This is a genomic window from Caballeronia sp. INDeC2 (genome assembly GCF_023631325.1).
GTDB lineage: Bacteria > Pseudomonadota > Gammaproteobacteria > Burkholderiales > Burkholderiaceae > Caballeronia.
In genome coordinates, this window is the sequence record NZ_JALQDG010000031.1 from 80581 (window position 1) to 104035 (window position 23455).

Genomic DNA, 23455 nt, shown 5'->3' on the forward strand with positions numbered 1-23455 from the left:
GCTAATAAACCAAAATGAATACGGGATCAGGCGAAAAAAAACCCAAACCCTCCTGGTACAGGATTTGCCTATCCAAAAGGCCGCAAAAAAAAACCGCGCTTAAGAGGAAGCCCACACCGATGCCGACCACCTCCCGACGCATATCGCCCGCGGCGATCACAGTGGAATCCCCATCGCGCTTGCATCTCGGCTTCATCGATCCGAACGGTTCGCTGGGCCGCGTCTTCGGCAGTGCGGGACTTGCCATCGACGTTCACGGCACGCGTATCACCGCGCGGCACGCACAGACATCGCAACGCAACGCGATGATCGAAGGCGCCGCAACCGACGCCCAGCGCGAACGCATCGAACATTATCTTGCGCAACTCGAAGCGGCCTTCGGCAACGGCCCGACGATCGACATCGAAATACACGAAACACCGCGCCCTCACACGGGCCTGGGCTCGGGCACCCAACTGGCGCTCGCGCTAGGAACCGCATTCGCCCGCGTGCGCGGCCACGCGGCCACCACCGCCGACATCGCAAGAATCCTCGCGCGCGGCGCGCGTTCCGGCATAGGCATACACGGCTTCGATCACGGCGGGCTGATCGTCGACGGCGGACGCAACGCCTCCACCACGACACTTCCCCCGCTCATCGCGCGTCAGCCGTTCCCGGAAGCATGGCGGGTGCTGCTCATCGACGACACCTCGCGCGAAGGCCTGCACGGCGACGAAGAAAAACGCGGCCTCGCATCGCTCGCGCCCTTCCCCGCGACGCTCGCTGCGCATCTCTCACATCTCGTACTGATGCGCATTCTTCCCGCCGTCGCCGAAAGCGATTTCGACACCTACGCCGACGCCATCTGCGACCTGCAGCAGACCATCGGCGAATACTTCGCGCCCGTGCAAGGCGGCGTGTTCGCCAGTCCCGCCGTCGCGCGGGCGCTCGAAGCCGTCGCCGCCGAGACGAAGGCGGGCATCGGCCAGACGTCGTGGGGTCCGGTCGGCTTCGCGTTCGTCGCGAGCGCGCAGGACGCCGAACGCGCGCTCGCGGCGGCGCGACGCGGCTCGCCGGGCGTGCCGCTCACGTTCACCGTCGCCGCGGGACGCAATCGCGGCGCGACGTGGCGCGCGGCCGATCATCGTCATCACGGCGCGAACGCGGCCTGAGCACGCAGCGCGCATCGACCGATTCAATCGACATCAACGCCCAACGAGTCCATTGCCATGCCCGAAGCCACCGAAAGACCCTACGTCCTGCACATGTTCACCAGCACGCCGCAAATGAGCCCGTTCGACGTGAACATGGCCGCCGACGCGGGCTATCAGATCCTCGTGCCCTACTGCAATGTCGACGAGGACAGCGTCGTGCAGCTCACGCAGGACGCGATCTTCTCGCGCGGACCAAAGGGCGTGTCGCGCACCGGCATCTTCATCGGCGGACGCGACGTGATGCTCGCCGCCGACATGCTCGAAAAAGCCCGCAACGCAATGGTCCCGCCCTTCGAAGTCTCCGTCTTCGCCGATCCGAGCGGCGCATACACGACGGCCGCCGCCCTCGTCGCGCTCGCGGAAAAGCATTTGCGCGCCGCGCATTCGGTCGATCTCGGCGGCAAGCGCGTGCTGATACTCGGCGGCACCGGCGCGGTCGGGCGCGTGGCCGCGGCGATGGCCGCGTCGCTCGGCGCGGATGTCGCAGTCGCGAGCCATTCGAGCCATTCGCGCGCGACGCAGGTGAGCGACGAGATCAATCGCCGCTTCGATATCGCGACTTCGGGCGTCGCGACCGGCTCGCCGGAGCAACTGCATCGCGAACTCGCGCGCGCGGAAGTGGTGTTCGCCACCGCCGTGGCGGGCGTGCAGATAATGACCTCCGCCGATCTCACGCACGCGAAGAACGTCCTCATCGCCGCCGATGTCAACGCCGTGCCGCCCGAGGGCATCGCCGGCGTCAACGTGATGGACGACGGCAAGCCGCTTGCGGGCGCCGCGCGCGCGGACGCGGTCGGCATCGGCGCACTCGCGATCGGCAACGTGAAGTATCAGGCCGAGCATCGGCTCTTCCTGCGCATGCGCACGGGCGGCAAGCCCGTCTATCTCGGCTTTCCCGAAGCGTTCGACGAAGCCCGCGCAATCGTCGGCGGACAAAACTCATGACTTCAGCCGATGCCGCCCGCGCGCCGCGCATCGCCGTTGCGGGATTGTCGGCGCGGCTCGTGGCGCAATCGGCGGCGCGCGCGGGGCTGAACGTCGTCGCGCTCGATATCTTCGGTGACCGTGACACGCGCGAACACGCGGGCATGTGGTTCGATATCGGCGGCACTGGGCTTTCGATCGATCGCGCGCGTCTCTACGATGCGCTCGAACGCGCGGCGCGCCTGCCGCGCATGCTCGGTCTCATCGTGACGAGCGGCCTCGAACCGCTCGCGGGCGAACTCGCGCGCGCGCCGCGCGTGCCGCGTTTCATCGGCAACGGGGCGCAAGCGGCGGCGGTGCGCGATCCGCGGCGTTTTTTCGCGTTGCTCGACGAGGAGCGGATCGCGCATCCGGAAATGCGCTACACGCCGCCCGCGGATTGCAACGGCTGGCTCGTCAAGCGCTCGGACGGTTGCGGCGGCACGCATATCGAATGGGCCGTCGATGTCGAGCGCGTCACCGCCGACGCGTATTTCCAGCGGCTCGCGCAAGGCCGATCGATGTCCGCGCTCTTCGTCGCCGCCCATCGGGAGGCCGCGGTGATCGGCTTCGCGGAGCAACTGACGGTCGAGGCGGGACGCCTGCCCTTCGTGCACGCGGGCTCCCTCGGGCCGGTGCAGTTGCCGCGGCACATCGCGGCGCGCATTGTCGAGGCCATCGACAGGATCGTCTGGCAAACCGACCTGAGCGGCCTGAACAGCATCGACTTTCTGCTCGACGGCGACACCTTCAGCGTGCTCGAAATCAACACGCGCCCGTCCTCGACAATGGCGCTCTACGAAGCCGCATGGCCCGACGCGTGGCCGCGCGGCTTGATCGGCGCGCATCTGGACGCGTGTCTGCACGGGGAGTTGCCGCACGCGCCCGACACTGCTACGCGAACGCCGCCGCTTTATGCGGGGCAGCGCGTCGTGTTCGCGCGCGAAGGCTTCACCGCATCGCGCGCGTTCAGCGACGCATGCTTCGACGATCCCGCGTGCCATGACGTGCCGCTCGCCGGCGCGCGCATCGAAGCGGGCCAGCCGGTCTGCACGATGACCGTGTCCGCGCCCGCGTTCTCCGACCTGCGCGACGCGCTGGACCGCGAGCGTGTGCGCATTCTGCAACGCATCGGGACCCTATCGACATCATGACTTCGACTTTTCAGGCGGATGGCGCGTTGAGCGTCAACGCATCGAGCGCGCGGCTCGTCGCGCGTCTCATCGACGATGCCGCGCGCCTTCACGTCGATGTGACGCGCACGGACGGCGGCACCGTCATCGTCGATGCGGGCGTGAACGCTAAAGGCAGCGCCGAGGCCGGCGTGCTGATCGCGCGCATCTGCATGGGCGGGCTCGGGCGCGTGGCACGACGCGTCGCCTTCGATAGCGCGCCGCTCTGGCCGGGCTTCATCGAGGTGCATACGAGTAATCCGGTCCTTGCATGCCTCGCGAGCCAGTACGCGGGCTGGAGCCTGTCGGCGACCAAGGAGCAGACGGGCGGCAAGAAGTTCTTCTCGCTCGGCTCGGGGCCGGCGCGCGCGCTCGCGTGCAAGGAGCCGCTCTTCGACGAACTCGGCTATCGCGACCGCCACGATCGCGGCGCGCTCGTGATGGAAGTGGATCGTCTGCCGCCGCAGGTCGTCATCGACAAGGTGCTCAACGATTGCGGCCTCGCGCCGGAACGACTCGTGATCGCCGTGACGCCGACACAGTCTGTTGCGGGCACGGTGCAGGTCGTCGCGCGCGTCGTGGAAGTTGCGCTGCACAAGACACACGTGCTGGGCGTCGATCTCGCGGAAATCGTCGAAGGCAGCGGCAGCGCGCCGCTTCCGCCGCCCGCGCCCGACGCCATCGCCGCGATGGGGCGCACCAACGACGCGATTCTCTACGGCGGCCGCGTGCATCTGACCGTGAAGGGCGATGCGGTCGCGAAGCGCCTCGCCGCCGAATTGCCGTCGTCGAATGCGCGCGACTACGGCCGTCCGTTCGCCGACATCTTCACGTCGTTCAACTACGACTTCTATCAGATCGACGCGGCGCTGTTCGCGCCCGCCGAAGCGTGGGTGTCGAGCCTGGAGAGCGGCGCGACGTATCACGGCGGCAAGGTCGATAAAGCGCTGCTGGATAAGCAATGGAGCGCGTCATGAGCGTGCCGGGATTGCGTGTGGCCGTCATGACCGATGAAACCGGCTGGCACACCGGCCGCCTGAAAAAAGCCTTCCGCGCCCGCGATGTGGACGCGCGCTGCGTCGATCTCGCGGATTGCCGCATCGACACGACATGGAAGCCGCACGGCCTCGCGATTCCCGGCTTCGGCCACACGCTGCCCGACGCGGTGCTGGTGCGCGGCATCGCGGGCGGCACCTTCGAGCAGGTGACGTTGCGCCTCGGCATTCTGCACGCGCTGCGCGAATGCGGCGTCCCCGTCTATAACGATGCGCGCGCGATCGAACGCAGCGTCGACAAGTCGATGACGAGCTTTCTGCTCAATCGCTACGGCGTGCCGACGCCCGCGACATGGGCCGGCGAATCACCCGCGCATGCGCGGCGCGTGCTGATGCGCGAAGCCGCCGCCGGGCGGCAGGTCGTGATGAAGCCGCTTTTCGGCTCGCAAGGCAAAGGATTGAAGAAACCCGGCGTGAGATTGCCGTCGCTCAAATCCTTCAGTCAGGTCGCCTATCTGCAGCGTTATGTCGATGCGGGCACGCTCGGCTTCGACTGGCGCGTGCTCGTGATCGGCGGGCAGGCGGTCGCGGCGATGAAGCGCGTCGGCGGCGAGGACTGGATTCACAACTTCGCGCGCGGCGCCCGATGCGAGGCGGCGGAACTGTCGCCCGCGCTCGCGGACATCGCCGTGCGCGCGACGGCGGCGCTCGGGCTGGATTACGCGGGCGTCGATCTGATTCCGTCCGAGGGCGAACGCCCGGTCGTGCTCGAAGTAAACGGCGTCGCGGCGTGGCGCGGCCTGCAATCGGTGACGACGGCCGATATCGCCGCGCTCATCGTCGACGATCTGCTCGATCGCAAGCTGCCCGCATCGAAGGGCGCGCTCGCGCTCGCCAGCGGCGATGAACGCTTCTGACACGGCGCTCGCCGTGCGCGCGCGCACCGCGTTTCTGCGCGCGTGCCGGCTCGACGTCGAGACGAAAAAGCCGGGCAACGTGAGCGTCGCGAGCGCGGGGCACGGCATGACGTCGGCGCAATTCATCGCGAGCGCAGGCACGGCGGCGGCGGGCCTTTTCACGCCGCACGCGCGGGTGGGCGTGCGCATTCTCGAGGCCGTGCGCCGCACGTTCGATGCGGTCGGCTGCAATACGAATCTCGGCATCGTGCTGCTCGCCGCGCCCTTGTGCGCGGCTCTCGATGCTCTCGATGCGAACGCATCGATCGATGCGGCGCAATGGCATCGCGCGACGCAACGCGTGCTCGCCGAACTCGACATCGACGATGCGCGCCTCGCCTATCGCGCGATTGCGCTCGCCAATCCGGGCGGTCTCGGCGACGCGCCCGAGCAGACCGTCCACGCGCCGCCGACCGTGACCTTGCGTGCGGCGATGACGCTCGCGGCGGATCGCGACAGCATCGCGCGTCAATATGAAAACGGATTCGCCGATGTCTTCGGCGCAGCGGGCGCAGCGGGCGCAGTCGCGCCATCGACGGAACATCGCGCGATGCTCGACACGTTCCTTACATTTCTCTCGAACTGGCCCGATTCGCACATAGTGCGCAAGCACGGCGCGGCGGTGGCGCAAAGTGTCACGCGCGACGCGGCGCGGCATCGCGCGAACTGGCGCATGGCGGGCTGTCCCGTCGAGTCGGCGGCATTCGACGACTGGGACGCCGAACTGAAGGCGCGCGGCATCAATCCGGGCACGAGCGCGGATCTCGCGGTGGCGGCGCTCTTCGTCGCGCTGGCGGTGTCGTCGAAGAATGCATGAAGTCTGCCCGCGCGGACAAAAAATTGGCACGGAACATGTTAGGAAGTTCGCGGTTGAGCGGTCGCATCGGCACATCGGTCGAACCGCGAGCCTTGCGCGGCCTTGGGTCTTACGTCGCGAGTTGAGAGCAAGTCGCTAGTCCCTGGAACCACACATCACTGGAGGAACAGCATGGCCAAGATCAACCGCGTCATGGTGGGAGAATCGCTCGTCGGCGATGGCAATGAAGTCGCGCACATCGACTTGATCATCGGACCGCGAGGTTCCGCTGCCGAGACCGCGTTCTGCCACGCGCTCACGAACAACAAGGATGGCTTCACGTCGCTGCTCGCGGTGGTCGCGCCGAATCTGCTGACCAAGCCGAACACGATTCTCTTCAACAAGGTGACGATCAAGGGCGCGAAGCAGGCGGTGCAGATGTTCGGCCCGGCGCAGCGCGCGGTGGCGATGGCCGTCGCCGACAGCGTGGAAGGCGGCGTCATTCCCGCCGATGAAGCCGACGATCTATTCATCTGCGTCGGCGTGTTCATTCACTGGGAAGCGGACGACGACCAGAAGATCCACGACTTCAACTATCAGGCGACGAAGGAAGCGATTGCGCGCGCGGTGGCGGGCGAGCCATCCGCGCAGGAGGTAGTATCGAAGAAGGGATCGATGTCGCATCCGTTCTCGCCGAGCTGATGTGCGTGGCCGGTGCGCTCGTGTCGTTCGCGTGCCGGCTCTTCTGGATCAATATAACTACGAGGCTCATCGCATGACCCCACGTTGCTGCGCGTTGACGGTGCTTACTTGCCTCTCGCTGATTTCGCCGCTTTCGATTGCCGCGACGGGGGGCGGTGGGGGTGGCGCGCCCGCCAAGAGTCACGATTATCCGACCGAAGGGCGCGTGGAATATGTCCTCGGGTGCATGGACGACAATGGGCACGATTTTGCCAACGTGTACAAGTGCTCTTGTGCGATCGACAAGATCGCCGAGGTGCTTACTTATGATGACTTCGTCGAGCAGTCTACGTTTTCTAAATACGCCACCTTAGGCGGCGAAGGCGGGGCGGAATTTCGTGTCGATCGGGCGAAGGCGCAGACGAGGAAGTTTCGGGAGTTGCAGAGGGGCGCTTATAAGGCTTGCGGGATTGTGGGCAAGTAGGTCGGTTTGCGCTCTCGCCGAAATCCGTTTTCCGGTTGCTCTATTAGCGATGCCCCTGTGCGGGGCAGTGCTAATGAACCAATACGAAATCGGGATTCAACAAAAAATCACCCAGGCACATACCCCCGCCCAATCCAGGCAAGGCTAACCGGGCTGCCCGCCCTGTCACCCCTAAGCCGACGCTCAATCACTACCCCCACAGCATCGACATCATCAAATTTGGCGGGCTTTGCAAGCACGACCCTGACCCAATGCGCCCCGAAATCCGCGATGACGAGCTGCGCAATGCGTTCCGCCAGCGCTTCGAGCAACTGCAAACCATGCGACGCGAGCAGCGCAAGAATCGCCTCCCGCACCGCCGCATAATTCACCGTATCTTCGATGCGATCAGTCGAGCAAGCCCGAATCGAAGGCACTCCTATCGCAAGGCTCAACCGCACAGTCTGCGGATCATGCAATTCGCTCTTGTCGATGCCGATGACCGTCTGCCCGGTAAGTCCCTCGATATACACGATATCCATCGCAGCAGTGCGCCCGTCGGAAAATGCAGGTTGCGGCGCAACATACACCGCTTCGCCAATCGGTTCAAGTCGGGGTTCGAATCGGCCCATGTGCTTGTCACCTCGCCAAAGTCATCCGAAAGCCACAAGCAAAAACCGGGCAAGTTGGCCCTACTCTATGCGACTACTTATTGAACCTATGCGTCTAAGGATGTACAGTTTTTGAGAACCGGGCCGGATCGGGTTCCAGACAGCGCGTGAACCATCCCGACTACCCGGCACGAGGCGCGCCTGAGATCGAACCAGGCGAAGAAAGCCACAGCGCCAGCGTAAAACACAAACAGATTCGGCGCCGGACGGCCGCGCGACCCGCGCGCACCGGAATGCGGCGCAACGGAGACTTGCCCCCATGTCGTCGCTTGCTGACGTAGACACGCATGTCCGGGAAGTGCTGAACATCGTCAATAATCCGCTGGCCGCGCGTCGCGCCAGCGATTCGGTCGCGCAATCGTGGCTGCGGTGCCTCACGGAATTCAGGCTCGATCCGGGCCGCTTCGTCATGCCGCCCGTGCTCACGCAGCACGAGTTGAACGATCGCCGTGAAGCCGCAAGCGATCTCATCGCGTGCTCGAAGCTCGAAATGACGACCTTGTATCAGCAACTCGCCGATCCGGAACTCGCCGTCGTGCTCGTCGATGCGGACGGCGTGATCGTGCATCAGGTGTCGTCGGTGCCGTTCGGCGAAGCCGTCGCCGCCGATGGCCTGCGCGTCGGCGCACTGTGGAGCGAACGCGAGGCCGGGACCAACGGCATGGGCACATGCCTCATCGAGCGCGATTGCATCGCCGTGTGCCAGCACGAGCACTTCTATCCGCGCTATACGTCGCTCACCTGTTCGGCCGCGCCGATCTTCGACGAGCGCGGCACGGTGGTCGGCGTGCTCGACGTGACGAGCCGCTCGAAGCTCTTGCAGCAGCATTCGCTCGTGCTCGTCGGCATGTCGCGGCAGATGATCGAAAATCGTCTGATCGATGCGCGCTACCGGCACGCGAACATGATCCACTTCCACAGCCGTCCGGAGTTCGTCGGCACGCTGCACGCGGGCAAGCTTGCCGTCAGCGACGACGGCGTCGTGCTCGCCGCGAGCCGCAGTGCGCTCTTCCAGCTCGACCTGCGCTCGCCCGGCGAACTGTGCGGCAAACGCATCGAAGAAGCGTTCAATGCATCGCTCGAAGACATGATCGCGCGCAGCATTCGCGGCTCGTTCCATCCGGTGACGGTCTACAGCGCGAAGGCGAACAGCCGCTTTTTCCTCACCGCGCAGACGCCGCGCGAAGGCGCGAGCGGCGCGACGCGCATCCTGATGAACGATCCGGTCTCGCGCAATCTGTCCGGCGCGAAAGCGCAGAAGAAAGACGCGCGCGAACCGGCCAGCGCCGGCCGTCTCGACAAGCTCGCGCATCTGGAATTCGGCGATCCGCGCATGGCCTCGCAGATCCAGCTCGCCGCGCGCGTGATCCAGCGCAAGATCCCGATCATCCTGCGCGGCCAGACAGGCACCGGCAAGGAAGTGTTCGCCAACGCGCTGCACAGCATCAGCCCGAACGGTGGCGGCGCGTTCGTCGCGGTGAATTGCGCGTCGCTGCCGGAGAACCTGATCGAAAGCGAGTTGTTCGGCTATCGCGCGGGCGCGTTCACCGGCGCACAGCGCGAGGGACGGCGCGGCAAGATCGTGCAGGCGAACGGCGGCACGCTCTTTCTCGATGAAATCGGCGACATGCCGCTCGCATTGCAAGCGCGTCTGTTGCGCGTGCTCGAAGAGCACGAGGTCACGCCGCTCGGCGCGGAAACCACCGTGAAGGTGGACTTCCAGTTGATCAGCGCGAGCCACCGCAATCTCATCGAGCTCGTGCAGACCGGCATGTTCCGGGAGGATCTGTATTACCGGCTGAACGGTATCGAGATCAATCTGCCGCCGCTGCGCGAACGCGCCGATGCGCTCGCGCTCATCGCGCATATTCTCGAAACCGAATCCGACGATCCGCCCGCGCTCTCCGCCGAAGCGCGGCAGGCGCTGCTGTCATACCCGTGGCCGGGCAACATCCGGCAGTTGCGTCATGTGCTGCAGATGGCGATCGCGCTCTGCGACGGCCCCGAGATCCGCTGCGCGCATCTGCCGGCCGAGATCGCGAACGGCGCGAGTGCGCAGGCGGCCCCGCGCGCCCCGGGCGTAGCGAACAATGCGCCCCTCATGCATCTGGCCGAAGATGCCGATACATCGTCGCTCAACGCCATTCAAGTGAAGGAGCGCGAGACCGTGTTGCAATTGCTCGACGAGCATCGCTGGAATGTGAGCAATGTCGCGAAGGTGCTGGGCATCAGCCGCAACACGCTGTATCGGAAGATGCATCGGCTGCATATACGCCTGTCGCACGACACGCCCGACGCATGACGCAACCCACGCCTGCCCGCCGGCTCGACGAGTTCAAGCCCGACGCGCGCTTCGCGTGGTGCGTGACCGGCTCCGGCCATATGCTCGACGAATCGATCGCGCTCGCGCGGCGTCTGCCCGGCGTCGATCTGTTTCTTTCCGCTGCCGGCGAGGAAGTGCTGCCGCTCTACGGCTGGACGGTCGCGAAGCTGCGCGAGCACTTCAAGGTGTTTCGCGACAACAGCGCGAGCAGCGTGCCCGTCGGCATGATCTACAACGGCGAATATCACACGGTCGTGATCGCGCCCGCGACGAGCAACACCGTCGCCAAATGCGCGTTCGGCATCTCCGATACCTTGCCCACCAATCTCTATGCGCAAGCCGGCAAGCAATGCGTGCCGGGCATCGTGTTCGCATGCGATACCGCGCCGAGCGTCATCACACAGACCCCGCACGACTGGGTCGAAGTGAGGCCGCGCGCGATCGAGTTCGAGAACGTCGAGCGGCTCGCGCGCTTCGCGCACACCACCGTGGCCCGCTCGCTCGACGACCTCGAAGCCGCGCTCGATCAACGCCTGTCGGACCTGAAGCTCGCATGGAACACATCGTCTTCCTGACGGGACGGCTCGCGCAAACGAGCCTTCATCAGGTACTCGAAAGCATCGCGCCCGCCGCCACGGGATCGCCCTTCACGTGGGAAATCCGCGAGATCGGTCTGCAGGTCGCGGGACTGATGACCGCCGACATGATCCGGCGTCGCGTCGCGACGCCTTTGAGCGAAGGCACGAGCCGCATGATCGTTCCTGGGCGATGCCGTGGCGATCTCGATGCCTTGAGCGCGCATTACGGCGTGAAGGTCGAGCGCGGTCCCGAGGAAGTGAAAGACTTGCCGCAGTTTTTCGGGCGCGAGGCGCGCCACGTGGACCTGTCACGCTACGAGACGGAGATCTTCGCGGAGATCGTCGATGCGCCGCGCCTCGATCTCGATGGCATCGCGGCACGCGCGCGGGAGTACAAGCGTCAGGGCGCGGATGTAATCGATGTCGGCTGCCTGCCGGAGACCGCCTTTCCGCATCTCGAAGACGCGGTGGCGATGCTGAAGGAGCAGGGCTATCGCGTGAGCGTCGATTCGATGCGCGATGAAGAACTCGTGCGCGGCGGACGCGCGGGCGCGGACTACGTGATGAGCCTCAACGCCGACACGCTATGGATCGCCGATGAAATCGCCTCGACGCCGATCCTCGTGCCGCGCGAACCCGCCGATGCCGCCTCGCTCGATGCCGCCATCGAAGCGATGACGAAGCGCGGCCGCCCCTTTCTCGCCGATCCGATTCTCGATCCGATTCCGTTCGGCCTCGCGGCGTCCATCGCGCGATATGTGTCGTTGCGCGAGCGCTATCCCGATGTGGCGATCATGATGGGCGTCGGCAACGTGACCGAGCTGACGGAGGCCGATACGAGCGGCATCAATGCTGTGCTGTTCGGCATGGCGGCCGAACTGCGCATCGCTGCCGTGCTGACGACATCGGTGAGCCTGCATGCGCGGCGTGCCGTTCGCGAAGCCGATGTCGCGCGGCGCGTGATGCATGCCGCGCGCGAAACGCAGACGCTGCCCAAAGGTATTTCCGCCGATTTGTCTGCGCTGCATGCAAAGCGGCCGTTTCCTTATGACGCGGACGAGATCGCCGCCTTGGCCGCTGAGATACGGGATCCTAACTATCGCGTACAGGTGTCGGCGCAAGGCATTCATGTCTATAACCGCAATGGTCATCATGTCGCGATCGATCCGTTCGCGCTCTATCCCGATCTTGAAGTCGAGACCGATGGCGGTCATGCGTTTTATCTCGGCGTGCAGCTTGCGCGCGCGGAGATCGCGTGGCAGTTGGGCAAGCGATTCGATCAGGATGAGCCGCTCGATTGGGGATGCGAAGTCGACCGGCCCGACGAGGATTTGATGGCGTGGCATGCGCCCGGCAGCACGAAGAAGAAAAGCTAGGGCTTCCACTTGATCGAGCATCCGAGCGCGGGATATTGCGTTTCGGGTGCTTCACCGTTTTGCGCTATTGCGCGCATCGCTTCGTAGAGATCGCGACGCGCATCGGGCAACGCTTCCTTGCGCGATGCATCGATCCGGCCGCGATATCGCAAGCGCAGATGGGCATCGTATCCGAAGCATTCCGGCGTGCAGACTGCACCGTACGCGCGCGCGATCTCCTGCGTTTCATCGTGCAGATAGGGGAACGGCAAATGCCATTCTTTCGCGAGCGCAACCATGCGATCGAAGGCATCGTCGGTATAGACGATGGCATCGTTCGAATTGATGCCCGCCACGTTGATGCCGATGTCCTTCAGCGCTCGTGCATCCCGGATCAGATTCGGCAGCGCGGCCTTCACGTAAGGACAGTGATTGCACATGAACACGATGACGAGACCGTTCGCGCCTTTCAGCGAGCCGGGCGTGTAGGACTGGCCGCCGGTCGCGGGCAGCGCGAATTCGGAGGCGGTCGCGCCGAGTTCGGCGGTTGGAGATTCGGTTGGCATGAGATAGCTCGCAATGGTCGCAGTTCAGTCAGTGATACCGTTTCGCCATCACCTCCAACGCCATAGGCCTGATCCGATCCGCCTGCCCCGCGCAACCGAACGCCTCGAAGCGCTCGATACACAAATCGCGCGCCGCCGCCGTTGCCGCCTTCAACGCATGCCGCGGATCGAACTCCGATTTCGCCGACGCCATCGCCCTGCGCATCGCGCCTGTCATCGCGAGCCGGATATCCGTGTCGATGTTCACCTTCCTCACGCCGTTCGCGATGCCGCGCCGAATCTCCTCCACCGGCACGCCGAACGTCGCCGGAATCTCGCCGCCGTGCTCGCGGATGATCGCCAGCCATTCCTGCGGCACCGACGACGATCCGTGCATCACGAGATGCGTATCCGGAATGCGCGCGTGAATCTCGGCGATGCGATCGATTGCGAGGATATCGCCGGTCGGCTGGCGGCTGAACTTGTACGCGCCGTGCGATGTGCCGATGGCGATCGCGAGCGCATCGATGCCCGTCGCCTCGACGAACGCGCGCGCCTCGTCGGGATCGGTCAGCAACCGGTCGTGGCTCAACGCGCCTTCTGCGCCGACTCCGTCCTCCTCGCCCGCGCGCCCCGTTTCCAGCGAGCCGAGACAGCCCAGTTCGCCCTCGACCGACACGCCCACGGAATGCGCCGCCTCCACGACACGCCGGCTCACGTCCACGTTGTACTCGTATTCGGCCGGCGTCTTCTGATCGGGCATGAGCGAGCCGTCCATCATCACGGACGTGAAGCCCGAGCGTATAGCCTGCTGGCACACGGACGGGCTCGCGCCGTGATCCTGATGCAGGACAACGGGGATATCCGGATGCGCCTCGACCGCCGCCAGCACCAGATGCCGCAGATACGGCTCGCCCGCATACTTGCGCGCACCCGCCGACGCCTGCAGGATCACCGGGCTCTTCGTCGCCTCGGCCGCCTGCATGATCGCGTGCACCTGCTCCATGTTGTTGACGTTGAACGCCGGCACGCCGTAAGCATGCTCCGCCGCGTGATCCAGCAACTGCCTCAGTGCGATGAAGGCCATCGTGATATCTCCATGCAGGGTGCGAAAATTCAAGCCGCCACGCGGCGCGCTTCATCGACGAGCGCCGCGGTGGTCACGCCGAAACGGGCGAACAACTCATTCGCGGGCGCGGATTCGCCGAAGCGATCAATGCCGATCACACCGCCGTTCAATCCGACGTACTGCCGCCAGAACGGCGTGACGCCCGCCTCGATCGCGACGCGCGGCACGCCCTCGGGCAACACGCGTTCGCGCCACACGTTGCATTGCCGATCGAACACGGTCGTCGATGGCATCGACACGACGCGCGCAAGAATGCCCTCTTCCTTCAGCGGCTCGACGGCCGCGAGCGCGAGCGCCACTTCCGAGCCGGTCGCGATCAGCACGACGCGGCGTGCATCGCGTTCGCATGTGGATGGCCAGTCGACGAGCACGTAGCCGCCGCGCTCGATCCCGTCGATCTGCGCCTCATCGCGCGGCACGAAAGGCAGATTCTGGCGTGACAGCAGCAGGCACGAAGGCCGGTCGCGCTCGATCGCGCTCACCCATGCCTGCATCGTTTCGACGCTATCGCAGGGACGCCAAACGTCGAGGCCCGGAATCATGCGCAAGCTCGCGGCGTGCTCGATCGGCTGATGCGTCGGACCGTCTTCACCCAGGCCGATGGAATCGTGCGTGAAGACGAACACCGCGCGCGTTTTCATTAGCGCGGCCATGCGCAACGCGTTGCGCGAGTAGTCGGAAAACGTGAGGAACGTGCCGCCGAAGGGCAGATAGCCGCGATGCAGCGCGACGCCGTTCAGCACCGCGCTCATGCCGAACTCGCGCACGCCGAAGTGAATGTAATTGCCCTTTTCCGGCGATGCGCTCACATCGATCGCATCTTTCCAGCGCGTGAGATTCGATCCAGTGAGGTCTGCCGAGCCGCCGAGCAGTTCGGGCAGCGCGCGCGCGAGACCTTCGATCGCGAGTTGCGACGCCTTGCGCGTCGCGATCGTTTGCCGCGCGCGGTCCGCGTCGCGCACGAGCGCATGCGCCGTGTCGCGCCAGTTCGCGGGCAGCGCGCCGCGCACGCGACGCTCGAACTCGGCGGCCTCGTGCGGAAACACGCGGCGATACGCGTCCATGCGGCGATTCCAGCTCTCCTGCGCCGCCGCGCCCGCCTCGCGCGAATCCCACAGCGCGCGTATCGACGACGGAATCTCGAAGGGCGCGTGCGTCCAGTCGAGCGCGCGGCGCGTCGCTTCGACTTCGGCGGCGGGAAGCGGCGCGCCGTGAACGTCGTGCGTGCCGGCCATATTGGGCGCGCCCAGGCCGATCACCGTCTTGCAGCAGATCAATGTCGGACGATCCGACTCGCGCGCTGCCTGCAATGCGCGCGACACGCCGTCGACATCGTGGCCGTCCACCGCACGCACGACATGCCAGCCGTACGATTCGAAACGCTTCGGCGTATCGTCGGTGAACCAGCCGTCGACATGGCCATCGATCGAAATACCGTTGTCGTCATAGAGCACGGTGAGCTTGCCGAGCCGCAACGTCCCCGCGAGCGACGCCGCTTCATGCGACACGCCTTCCATCAGACAGCCATCGCCTGCAAAAACATACGTGCGATGATCGACGATCTCATGCCCCGGCCGATTGTATTCGCGCGCGAGCAAGGCCTCGGCGAGCGCCATGCCGACCGCATTGGCCAAGCCCTGACCGAGCGGCCCGGTCGTCGTTTCGACGCCGGGCGTCACACCCGCTTCGGGATGTCCCGGCGTCTTGCTGTCCATCTGACGAAAGCGCTTGATCTCGTCGATGGACAAGTCATAGCCGCTCAGATGCAGCAGGGCATAGAGCAGCATCGAGCCATGACCGTTCGACAGCACGAAGCGGTCGCGATCCGGCCAGTCGGGATCGGCGGGATTGTGCTTCAGATGACGCCCCCACAGCGCGACCGCGATTTCCGCCATGCCCATCGGCATGCCGGGATGACCGGAGTTGGCCCGGCTCACGGCATCGATGGCGAGCATGCGTAATGCGTTCGCCATCTGCCGCGTAGCCGGTGAACGATGAAGTCCGGGCAAAGCCTCAGCGACGGCATTCATGAGATGCCTCCTTGCTTACGATGATGAGAAACCTTTCTATGCACGCGCGCATCGGTCGCGCAACTGCAGGATCATCGGCGTGAAGATGAGCTGCATGGCGAGACCCATCTTGCCGCCGGGCACGACGATCACGTTCGGCCGCGACATGAACGAGTCGTGCAACATAGTCAGCAGATACGGAAAGTCGATGCCCTTCGGCTTCGCGAAGCGGATCACGACGAAGCTCTCGTCAGGCTGCGGAATTTCACGCGCGGTGAACGGGTTCGATGTATCCACGGTCGGCACGCGCTGGAAATTCACATGCGTGCGCGAGAACTGCGGACAGATGTAATTCACGTAATCGGGCATGCGGCGCAGGATCGTGTCGACAACGGCTTCATGCGAATAACCGCGCATCGTCTGATCGCGATGCAGCTTCTGAATCCATTCGAGATTGATGATCGGCACGACGCCGACGAGCAGATCCGCATGACGCGCGATATCGACCTTGTCGGTGACCGCGCCGCCGTGCAGGCCTTCGTAGAACATCAGATCCGTGCCGGACGTGATGGCTTCCCACGGCGTGAAGGTGCCCGCGTCTTGCTTGTAATGCGCGGCTTCGCCTTCATCGTGCACGTAATGGCGAAACTGTCCGCCGCCCGTCTCGCCATAGCTATGGAACAGGCTTTCGAGTTCTTCGAGCAGATTTGCTTCCGGCCCGAAGTGGCTGAAATTGACGAAGCCGTCGCGCTCGCTCTGCTTCATCGCCTCGCGCATGCCGAGACGATCGTATCGATGAAACGCATCGCCTTCGACGATCTGCGCATTGATTTTCTCGCGCCTGAAAATATGCGTGAAGCTCTTCATGACGGTGGTGGTGCCGGCGCCGCTGGAGCCCGTCACCGCGACGATCGGATGCTTGACTGACATGCGCTTGCCTCCCTGCCATAAATGTAATGAGCGCTGTTTCAGATGTCGATTCACGCTTCCGTTTCCGGCAGGAACAACGAGCGTTCCTTGAACAACGGCGACGTGAATGGCTTGTCCTCGCCGCGATCGTATTCGCCGTGATAGCGCTGAATGCGGTCGACTTCATTGCGCGAGCCGAGTATCACCGGCACGCGTTGATGCAACGCTGCCGGCTCGACATCGAGGATTCGCTCGCGCCCCGTGATCGACAGCCCGCCCGCCTGCTCGACGATGAAGCTCATCGGGCTCGCTTCATACAGCAGACGCAGGCGCCCTTCCATCTCGGGCGTCTTGAAGTCGCGCGGATACATGAACACGCCGCCGCGCATGAGGATGCGATGCACTTCCGCGACCATCGACGCGATCCATCGCATGTTGAAGTCCTGCGCGCGGCAACCGGTGCGGCCGTCCTTGCATTCCTGCACGTAGCGGCGCACGGGCGGCTCCCAGAAGCGCTCGTTCGACGCGTTGATCGCAAACTCGCATGAATCGTCGGGAATGCGGATATCGGAATGCGTGAGCACGAAATTGCCGACGTCGCGTTCCAGCGTGAAGCCGTGCGTGCCGTTGCCGACGGAGAGCACGAGCATCGTCGATGGACCGTAGATCGCATAACCCGCCGCGACCTGTTCGCGTCCCGGGCGCAGGAACGATGCGTCGTCCGGTGCGCCGCTTTCATCGCTTGCGCGTCTGATCACAGAGAAGATCGAGCCGACCACGCCGTTGATATCGATGTTCGACGAGCCATCGAGCGGGTCGAACGCAAGCAGGTATTCACCGCGCGGATACGGCTCGGGAATCGCATAGACGCGCTCCATCTCTTCCGAGACCATGCCCGCGAGCAAGCCATCCCACTCGCAATGCTGACGGAAGATATCGTTGGTCACGAGGTCGAGCTTCTTCTGTTCCTCGCCATGCGTGTTGATAGATTGCGCCGAGCCGTGCTGTCCGCCGAGCGCGCCGCGTGTCAATGCGGCCGCGATCGTCTTGATCGATGCGGCCACATCGATAAGAAGCGCGGACAAACCGCTCGCCGCTTCCGGACCGGGCTTGCGGTCCAGCGTGTCGATCAGGAACTTCGATAAGGTCGTGCGTCCATCCTGCATCGTGCTCTCCTTTTGCGTCATGAATCGGTGAACACACGGCTCGCGCGGATATCGCTCGCATCGAGTTGCATCAATGCATCGGCGTCGGCGATGCCATTGCCGCTTTCGGCCGCGGCGAACAGACGATTCGCCTGACGCAGGCGCGCGCGATCCAGCGCATTGCGCACCGAGCGCGCGTTCGCGAAGCTCGGCTGCCTGATGCGATGCGCGAGATACGCTTCGAATGCGCGCCGCGCGTCATCGTCGAAGCGGTAGCGCATGTCGGTCAGCATGTGCTCGGCGATTTGCAGCAGCTCACCGGGCGCATAGTCGGGAAACACCAGGTGATGCGCGATGCGCGAGCGAAAGCCCGGATTGCTGAGAAAGAACGTCTCCATGCGCGATTCGTATCCCGCGAGAATCACGACGAGATCGTCGCGCTGGTTCTCCATCGTCTGGAGCAGGATCTCAATGGCTTCCTGCCCGTAATCGCGCTCGTTCTCCGGGCGATACAGGTAATAAGCCTCGTCGATGAAGAGCACGCCGCCCATCGCACGCTTGAGCACTTCGCGCGTTTTGGGCGCGGTATGGCCGATGTACTGGCCGACGAGATCGTCGCGCGTCACCGAAACGAGATGATTGCGCCGGACATAGCCGAGCCGATGCAGCACCTGTGCCATGCGCAGCGCAACCGTGGTTTTTCCGGTGCCGGGATTGCCGGAGAAGCACATATGCAGCGTGGGCGCACCCGACGCGATACCGAGCGTCTTGCGCGCGCGCTCCACGAGCAGATGCGCGGCGATTTCGCGGATGCGCGTCTTGACCGGTGCGAGCCCGATGAGATCGCGGTCCAGTTCCGCCAGCACTTCGCCGATGCGCGATTCGCGGTAGAGCGCCATCAGATCGGCTGTGGTTTGAAGAGGCGCTTCTGCGAGCGTGGCTTCGGCGCTCATGATCGATCCTCCTCATCAATAGCGCTCGCCGCTCGGGCGATCGGTTGCGTAGGTGCGGATCGCGTAGCGCTGGATGCGGCTTCTGTCGTCCTGACGTTCGAGGCGGAAGCCTCGCTCCTCTTCCGGGCGGTTCACGATGAACGACAGACGCATCGTTTCGAAGCCGCGCACCGAGTCGAAGGCGTTGACCTTGATGTAGTGATGCGGATACGTCTTGCGGCATTCGTTCACTTCCATCAGCACGCCGGCGGCATCGTGGAGATCGAACATTGGTTGGGACCACATTTCCCAATACGTGTTGCGGGGGTGGGGATCGTCTGTGAATTCTATTGAGCAGGCCCAGCCCTGGTTTAGCGCGTAGTGAATCTGCGCGGAGATTTCTTGATCGCTCAACGGGGGAAGGAATGAAAACGTGCCTTGGGTTATGTTCATTTCGATATCCTTAGTTTTCGTTTTGCTTTTTGTGAAATCCTGATTTCGTGTCGGTCTGTTTGCTTTGTCCCTGTGCGGGGCGAAGCTAATCAACCAACACCGATACGGGATGCGGCGAAAACAAAAAAACCTCTATACCGCCGTAGCAGTAACAGCAAAATCCGGCGTATCCGTCGACGCATAGTTGAAGGTGACATCGCGCCAGGTATCGAGCGCCTGCTTCAAGGGCGTACAAGACCGCGCTGCGGCTTCCAAAACATCCGGGCCCTCGTTAGCAATATCCCTCCCTTCATTCCGCGCCTTGACCATAGCTTCGAGCGCAACCCGATTGGCCGTCGCCCCGGCCTGAATCCCTTGCGGATGCCCGATCGTCCCGCCACCGAATTGCAGAATGCAGTCATCGCCGAACAGATCGAGCAACTGATGCATCTGCCCAGCGTGAATCCCGCCCGACGCCACGGGCATCACCTTCCGCAACCCCGCCCACGGTTGATCGAAGAAAATGCCGCGCGACAAATCCGGTTCGTTGCGAGCCTCGCGGCACACGTTGTAATAGCCCTGCACCGACAAGGGATCGCCTTCGAGCTTACCGACCGCCGTCCCCGCATGCGCATGATCGACACCCGCCATGCGCAGCCACTTCGCGATCACGCGAAACGAAATGCCATGATTGCGCTGGCGCGTGTACGTGCCATGTCCCGCGCGATGCAGATGCAGGATCATGTCGTTGCGACGCGCCCATTTCGACATCGACTGAATCGCGGTCCATCCGATCACCAGGTCGATCATCACGATGCACGAGCCCAACTCCTTCGCGAATTCGGCGCGTTCGTACATGTCTTCCATCGTGCCGGCCGTCACGTTCAGGTAATGGCCCTTCACTTCACCGGTTTCCGCTTGCGCGCGGTTCACGGCTTCCATCGCGAAGAGATAGCGGTCGCGCCAGTGCATGAAGGCTTGCGAGTTGATGTTCTCGTCGTCCTTCAGGAAGTCGAGACCGCCTTTCAGTCCTTCATACACGACACGTCCGTAGTTCTTGCCCGACAAGCCGAGCTTCGGTTTCACGGTCGCGCCGAGCAGCGGGCGTCCGTATTTATCGAGCCTTTCGCGTTCGACGACAATGCCCGTCGGCGGCCCTTGAAACGTCTTCAGATACGCAACCGGAATGCGCATGTCCTCGAGACGCAGCGCCTTCAGCGGTTTGAAGCCGAACACATTACCGATGATGGACGCCGTCAGGTTCGCAACCGACCCTTCCTCGAACAGATCCAGCTCGTAAGCGATGTACGCGAAATATTGCGGCTCGTCGGCGCGTGCGTTGGGCACCGGCTCGACGCGATACGCCTTCGCGCGATACATGTCGCACGCGGTGAGGCGATCGGTCCACACGACGGTCCACGTCGCCGTCGACGATTCGCCTGCCACGGCCGCGGCCGCTTCTTCCGGTTCGACGCCCGCTTGCGGCGTGATGCGAAAGAGCGCGATCACGTCCGTATCCTTCGGCGTGTAATCGGGCTGCCAGTAGCCCATCTCGCGATACTTCATGACGCCGGCCGCATAGCGCGAGCGCGGATCGGACGGATTGCGCGCCGCCTCGACGGCAGCCTTGCTGAAGTCGTTCATTCCGTTTCCTCGACAGTGAGATGAGAGTGACGTGCGCCTCGATGTCTTTATGCGACCGTCGCGCTTGTGTTGCCCGCTGTGATTCCAGACTACGCACTGGCCGCGAGGAAAGGAATTCACGAATTACTTGCCGGACCATAAGCGATGCCTTAGTCGGGATTAGCCCTGATGCGTTTGTGACCGCGCGAGTGGGACACTTTGTTCTGATTTCGTCACAGTCGGCGCGCACGGTGAGCAAGCGAAGTTCTTCGGCATCCGCTTCATGCGATTGGCATGACGCTTGCATCGTCGAAGAGCCGGCCCCCTCCCGGCCGCCAGGCGGATTCGTCCGCATCGGCAAATCATTGAAGCGGTAACCGAGGCATCAACCCGACTCACACGGAGTAACGCGCATGCAATGGACTACGCCCAGCTTCACCGATATGCGTTTTGGTTTTGAAATCACGATGTATATCGCCACCCGCTGATGCGGGACAAACCCGCACGAGGCCGTGTCGAAGTGATCGCGGCTCTTCGTGCGGCTACAAATGCTTCGGCCGACCATCATGATCTACGAGACCATCGTCACGACCGCGGATCGCGATGGCCGGCCGCACATCGCGCCGATGGGCGTGCGTTTCGACGATGGCTTCGCGATTCTCGCGCCCTTTCGTCCATCGACGACACTCGACAACGTCCTCGCGACGAAGAGCGCCGTCATCAACTTCACGACGGACGTGCGCGTGTTCGCGGGCTGCGTGACGGGCTATGCGCGCGACTGGCCGACGATCGTCGCGGACACGGTGCCGAGCGTGCGGCTTGCATCGCCGCTCGCGCATACCGAGCTCCGACTTGCTGAATTGCTCGACGACGAATCACGTCCGACCTTGCGTATGGAATGCGTGCATCGGGCGACGCATGCGCCGTTCGCGGGCTTCAATCGCGCGCAGGGCGCTGTCATCGAAGGTGCGATTCTCGTGAGCCGGCTGTTCATGTTGCCGCCGGAGAAGGTGGACAGCGAGATCGCGTACCTGAAGATCGCGATCGATAAAACCGCGGGCGACGCCGAGCGCGAAGCATGGCAATGGCTCTTGCAGGCAATCGAGGCGCATCGCGCGAAGGCGCTCGTCTGACACGTCTTTCCGTGGCCTTTCCAATGGAGTTTCGACGATGACCGCACTGCTCGCGAGCGTCCGCTCGTCCGACGAAGCATTCGATGCCGCGGACGCGGGCGCCGAACTGATCGACCTGAAGGAACCGGCCGCAGGCGCGCTGGGGGGCGTCGCGATCGGCGATATCGCGCAAATCGTGAGGATGTTGCGCGCGCGCTATGCGGTGCGTCCGATCAGCGCGACCATCGGCGATTTGCCCAACGATGCGCTGGACGAGATGACCGCGCGCGTGCTCGATGTCGCCGCGACGGGTGTCGATTATGTGAAGGTCGGGGTGACGCCTGGCCGGGGCGCTTTTGCTTGCCTGCGACATCTGGCGAGCTTGCCGGCGGCGGTGGTGCCGGTGTTTCTTTCCGACGAAGGCGTCGATCGCGAGCTGGCTATGCTTGCGGCGCAATTGGGGTTCGTCGGCATCGTGTTCGATACGGCGAGCAAGAACGGGCGCACGTTGTTCGATTGCGTCGATGCGGAGGTGCTTGGGTCTTGTATCGCCGATGCGCGTGAACGGGGAATGATGGTGGCCGTTGCCGGATCCCTCGGCTGGGGCGATCTTGAGCGGATTCTCATGTTGTCGCCGGATATTGCTGGCTTCAGAGGGGCTTTATGTGATGAACATTCTGGAAGGGGCGGGAGGCTTGATCCTCGACGTGTGGAGAATTGGGTTCGGGCTTTGCATCGGGGGGGTGGGATGGGGTTTAGTCGGGCGGTTTAAGTTATCGCTGGATCCCGTATTGGTGTTGGTTTGCGGTGCTAATAAACCGACACCAATGCGGGATCCGGCAACAACACAAGCGAAAGCGAAAGCGAAAATCAAACCGCCACATTCAACAACCGATCCCGCATAACTCCAGCATCCCCCTTACTAAAAATCTCGACAATATAATTCGCATCCCGCACATAAGCGGGAAACCGCCGATCCACGATGCCCCGCGCGGCAAGCGCCTCCAGCGGCGCACCCGCATCGACATCGCAAGACTTAACGATCATCAACCGCTCGGCATTGAGCAAGCTAGAAAGCCAGGCCGCCAGGCTATCCGAAGTCGTATCCCAGTTAGTCATGGAATCGGGCGTCGCCCGCATGAGATCGGTCGGAACCCAAACCGCAACACGCCCATCCCGCAATGCCCGCCGAATGCGTTCCTCGTTCGACGCAAGGACGAGCTCCGGCACCACGCCTTGCATCAGAATCGCGTATTGCGCCATCGCGAGCAGACACATGTTGTGGGCCGCGAGATCGTCGAAATGCCATTCGTGCTGATACTGCCGCACCACGTCCGCGAAATCGCCGCCGCCCGGCACGATCACGACGCGCCCTCCGCCCACTTCCCAGAGCCGCGTCAGCCACTCGCGCAGCGCCGGGTCGTGGCTGAGGCTACCCCCGATCTTCACCACCCACATGTTCCTGTCCTCGTT

24 protein-coding genes are annotated in these 23455 nt (G+C 63.8%); 14 read left to right on the plus strand and 10 right to left on the minus strand.

Annotation, left to right across the window (positions count from 1 at the left end; genetic code table 11):
* Positions 1 to 119 precede the first annotated feature (119 nt).
* The 8 genes from NCS28_RS20640 (at position 120) to NCS28_RS20675 (ending at position 7240) form a co-directional block, all read left to right on the plus strand.
* Positions 120 to 1151: a beta-ribofuranosylaminobenzene 5'-phosphate synthase family protein gene (locus tag NCS28_RS20640; protein ID WP_250515628.1), complete on the plus strand. Its 1032-nt coding sequence runs from the start codon at positions 120 to 122 to the stop codon at positions 1149 to 1151.
* 57 nt (positions 1152 to 1208) lie between these two features.
* A complete protein-coding gene (locus NCS28_RS20645; RefSeq protein ID WP_250515629.1) occupies positions 1209 to 2138 on the plus strand; it encodes an NAD(P)-dependent methylenetetrahydromethanopterin dehydrogenase in 930 nt (309 codons plus the stop codon).
* A complete protein-coding gene (locus NCS28_RS20650) occupies positions 2135 to 3310 on the plus strand; it encodes an ATP-grasp domain-containing protein (protein WP_250515630.1) in 1176 nt (391 codons plus the stop codon). The genes NCS28_RS20645 and NCS28_RS20650 overlap by 4 nt, the downstream gene beginning before the upstream one ends.
* The gene (gene mch / locus NCS28_RS20655) at positions 3307 to 4305 is read left to right on the plus strand and encodes a methenyltetrahydromethanopterin cyclohydrolase (protein ID WP_250515631.1); all 999 of its coding nucleotides are present in this window, start codon (positions 3307 to 3309) and stop codon (positions 4303 to 4305) included. Before NCS28_RS20650 ends, mch begins: the two co-directional genes overlap by 4 nt.
* Positions 4302 to 5240 (plus strand): ATP-grasp domain-containing protein, encoded by a 939-nt coding sequence (locus NCS28_RS20660; RefSeq protein WP_250515632.1) that lies wholly within the window; start codon positions 4302 to 4304, stop codon positions 5238 to 5240. Before mch ends, NCS28_RS20660 begins: the two co-directional genes overlap by 4 nt.
* Positions 5227 to 6096, plus strand: a complete 870-nt coding sequence (locus NCS28_RS20665) for a triphosphoribosyl-dephospho-CoA synthase (protein WP_250515633.1) — start codon at positions 5227 to 5229, stop codon at positions 6094 to 6096. The genes NCS28_RS20660 and NCS28_RS20665 overlap by 14 nt, the downstream gene beginning before the upstream one ends.
* Positions 6097 to 6267: 171 nt before the next feature.
* A complete protein-coding gene (gene fae, locus NCS28_RS20670; protein WP_250515634.1) occupies positions 6268 to 6777 on the plus strand; it encodes a formaldehyde-activating enzyme in 510 nt (169 codons plus the stop codon).
* 73 nt (positions 6778 to 6850) lie between these two features.
* Entirely contained in the window at positions 6851 to 7240 is a 390-nt protein-coding gene (locus tag NCS28_RS20675) for a hypothetical protein (protein WP_250515635.1), read from the plus strand.
* A gap of 107 nt (positions 7241 to 7347) precedes the next feature.
* Here the strand turns inward: NCS28_RS20675 and NCS28_RS20680 are convergent, their stop codons facing one another.
* A complete protein-coding gene (locus tag NCS28_RS20680) occupies positions 7348 to 7851 on the minus strand; it encodes a dihydroneopterin aldolase (protein ID WP_250515636.1) in 504 nt (167 codons plus the stop codon).
* Between the two features lie 298 nt (positions 7852 to 8149).
* On the opposite strand from NCS28_RS20680, the gene NCS28_RS20685 reads away from it, so the two are divergent.
* The 3 genes from NCS28_RS20685 to NCS28_RS20695 are packed head-to-tail and all read left to right on the plus strand — an operon-like array spanning position 8150 to position 12167.
* Positions 8150 to 10192, plus strand: coding sequence for a sigma-54-dependent Fis family transcriptional regulator (locus NCS28_RS20685; RefSeq protein ID WP_250515637.1), 2043 nt, complete (start codon positions 8150 to 8152; stop codon positions 10190 to 10192).
* The gene (locus NCS28_RS20690) at positions 10189 to 10788 is read left to right on the plus strand and encodes a flavoprotein (protein ID WP_250515638.1); all 600 of its coding nucleotides are present in this window, start codon (positions 10189 to 10191) and stop codon (positions 10786 to 10788) included. The genes NCS28_RS20685 and NCS28_RS20690 overlap by 4 nt, the downstream gene beginning before the upstream one ends.
* Positions 10767 to 12167 (plus strand): DUF6513 domain-containing protein, encoded by a 1401-nt coding sequence (locus NCS28_RS20695; protein ID WP_250515639.1) that lies wholly within the window; start codon positions 10767 to 10769, stop codon positions 12165 to 12167. The genes NCS28_RS20690 and NCS28_RS20695 overlap by 22 nt, the downstream gene beginning before the upstream one ends.
* On the opposite strand, the gene NCS28_RS20700 is transcribed toward NCS28_RS20695, so the two are convergent.
* The 8 genes from NCS28_RS20700 to NCS28_RS20735 form a co-directional block, all read right to left on the minus strand.
* Entirely contained in the window at positions 12164 to 12712 is a 549-nt protein-coding gene (locus NCS28_RS20700) for a thioredoxin family protein (protein WP_250515640.1), read from the minus strand. The genes NCS28_RS20695 and NCS28_RS20700 overlap by 4 nt on opposite strands.
* A 28-nt stretch (positions 12713 to 12740) precedes the next feature.
* Positions 12741 to 13778 (minus strand): class II fructose-bisphosphate aldolase, encoded by a 1038-nt coding sequence (gene fba, locus NCS28_RS20705; protein ID WP_250515641.1) that lies wholly within the window; start codon positions 13776 to 13778, stop codon positions 12741 to 12743.
* 29 nt (positions 13779 to 13807) lie between these two features.
* Positions 13808 to 15850, minus strand: coding sequence for a transketolase (gene tkt / locus NCS28_RS20710; RefSeq protein ID WP_250515642.1), 2043 nt, complete (start codon positions 15848 to 15850; stop codon positions 13808 to 13810).
* 36 nt (positions 15851 to 15886) lie between these two features.
* A complete protein-coding gene (locus NCS28_RS20715) occupies positions 15887 to 16759 on the minus strand; it encodes a phosphoribulokinase (protein WP_250515643.1) in 873 nt (290 codons plus the stop codon).
* A 50-nt stretch (positions 16760 to 16809) separates the two neighbouring features.
* A complete protein-coding gene (locus NCS28_RS20720) occupies positions 16810 to 17904 on the minus strand; it encodes a class 1 fructose-bisphosphatase (RefSeq protein ID WP_250515644.1) in 1095 nt (364 codons plus the stop codon).
* Positions 17905 to 17921: 17 nt separating this feature from the next.
* Positions 17922 to 18836, minus strand: coding sequence for a CbbX protein (cbbX, locus tag NCS28_RS20725; protein ID WP_250515645.1), 915 nt, complete (start codon positions 18834 to 18836; stop codon positions 17922 to 17924).
* 15 nt (positions 18837 to 18851) lie between these two features.
* The gene (locus tag NCS28_RS20730; RefSeq protein WP_250515646.1) at positions 18852 to 19268 is read right to left on the minus strand and encodes a ribulose bisphosphate carboxylase small subunit; all 417 of its coding nucleotides are present in this window, start codon (positions 19266 to 19268) and stop codon (positions 18852 to 18854) included.
* 132 nt (positions 19269 to 19400) lie between these two features.
* Entirely contained in the window at positions 19401 to 20891 is a 1491-nt protein-coding gene (locus tag NCS28_RS20735) for a form I ribulose bisphosphate carboxylase large subunit (RefSeq protein ID WP_250515647.1), read from the minus strand.
* A gap of 392 nt (positions 20892 to 21283) precedes the next feature.
* Between NCS28_RS20735 and pqqA the strand changes: the two genes are divergently transcribed.
* From pqqA to NCS28_RS20750, 3 genes are all read left to right on the plus strand, one after another.
* On the plus strand, positions 21284 to 21358 hold the full coding sequence (pqqA, locus tag NCS28_RS20740; RefSeq protein WP_008354335.1) for a pyrroloquinoline quinone precursor peptide PqqA: 75 nt from the start codon (positions 21284 to 21286) through the stop codon (positions 21356 to 21358).
* Between the two features lie 78 nt (positions 21359 to 21436).
* On the plus strand, positions 21437 to 22003 hold the full coding sequence (locus tag NCS28_RS20745) for a DUF447 domain-containing protein (RefSeq protein WP_250515795.1): 567 nt from the start codon (positions 21437 to 21439) through the stop codon (positions 22001 to 22003).
* Between the two features lie 37 nt (positions 22004 to 22040).
* Positions 22041 to 22754 carry a (5-formylfuran-3-yl)methyl phosphate synthase gene (locus tag NCS28_RS20750; RefSeq protein ID WP_250515648.1) on the plus strand — a complete coding sequence of 238 codons (714 nt, stop codon included), beginning with the start codon at positions 22041 to 22043 and terminating at the stop codon, positions 22752 to 22754.
* Between the two features lie 98 nt (positions 22755 to 22852).
* On the opposite strand, the gene NCS28_RS20755 is transcribed toward NCS28_RS20750, so the two are convergent.
* Positions 22853 to 23440: an amino acid kinase family protein gene (locus NCS28_RS20755; RefSeq protein WP_250515649.1), complete on the minus strand. Its 588-nt coding sequence runs from the start codon at positions 23438 to 23440 to the stop codon at positions 22853 to 22855.
* Positions 23441 to 23455: the final 15 nt, after the last annotated feature.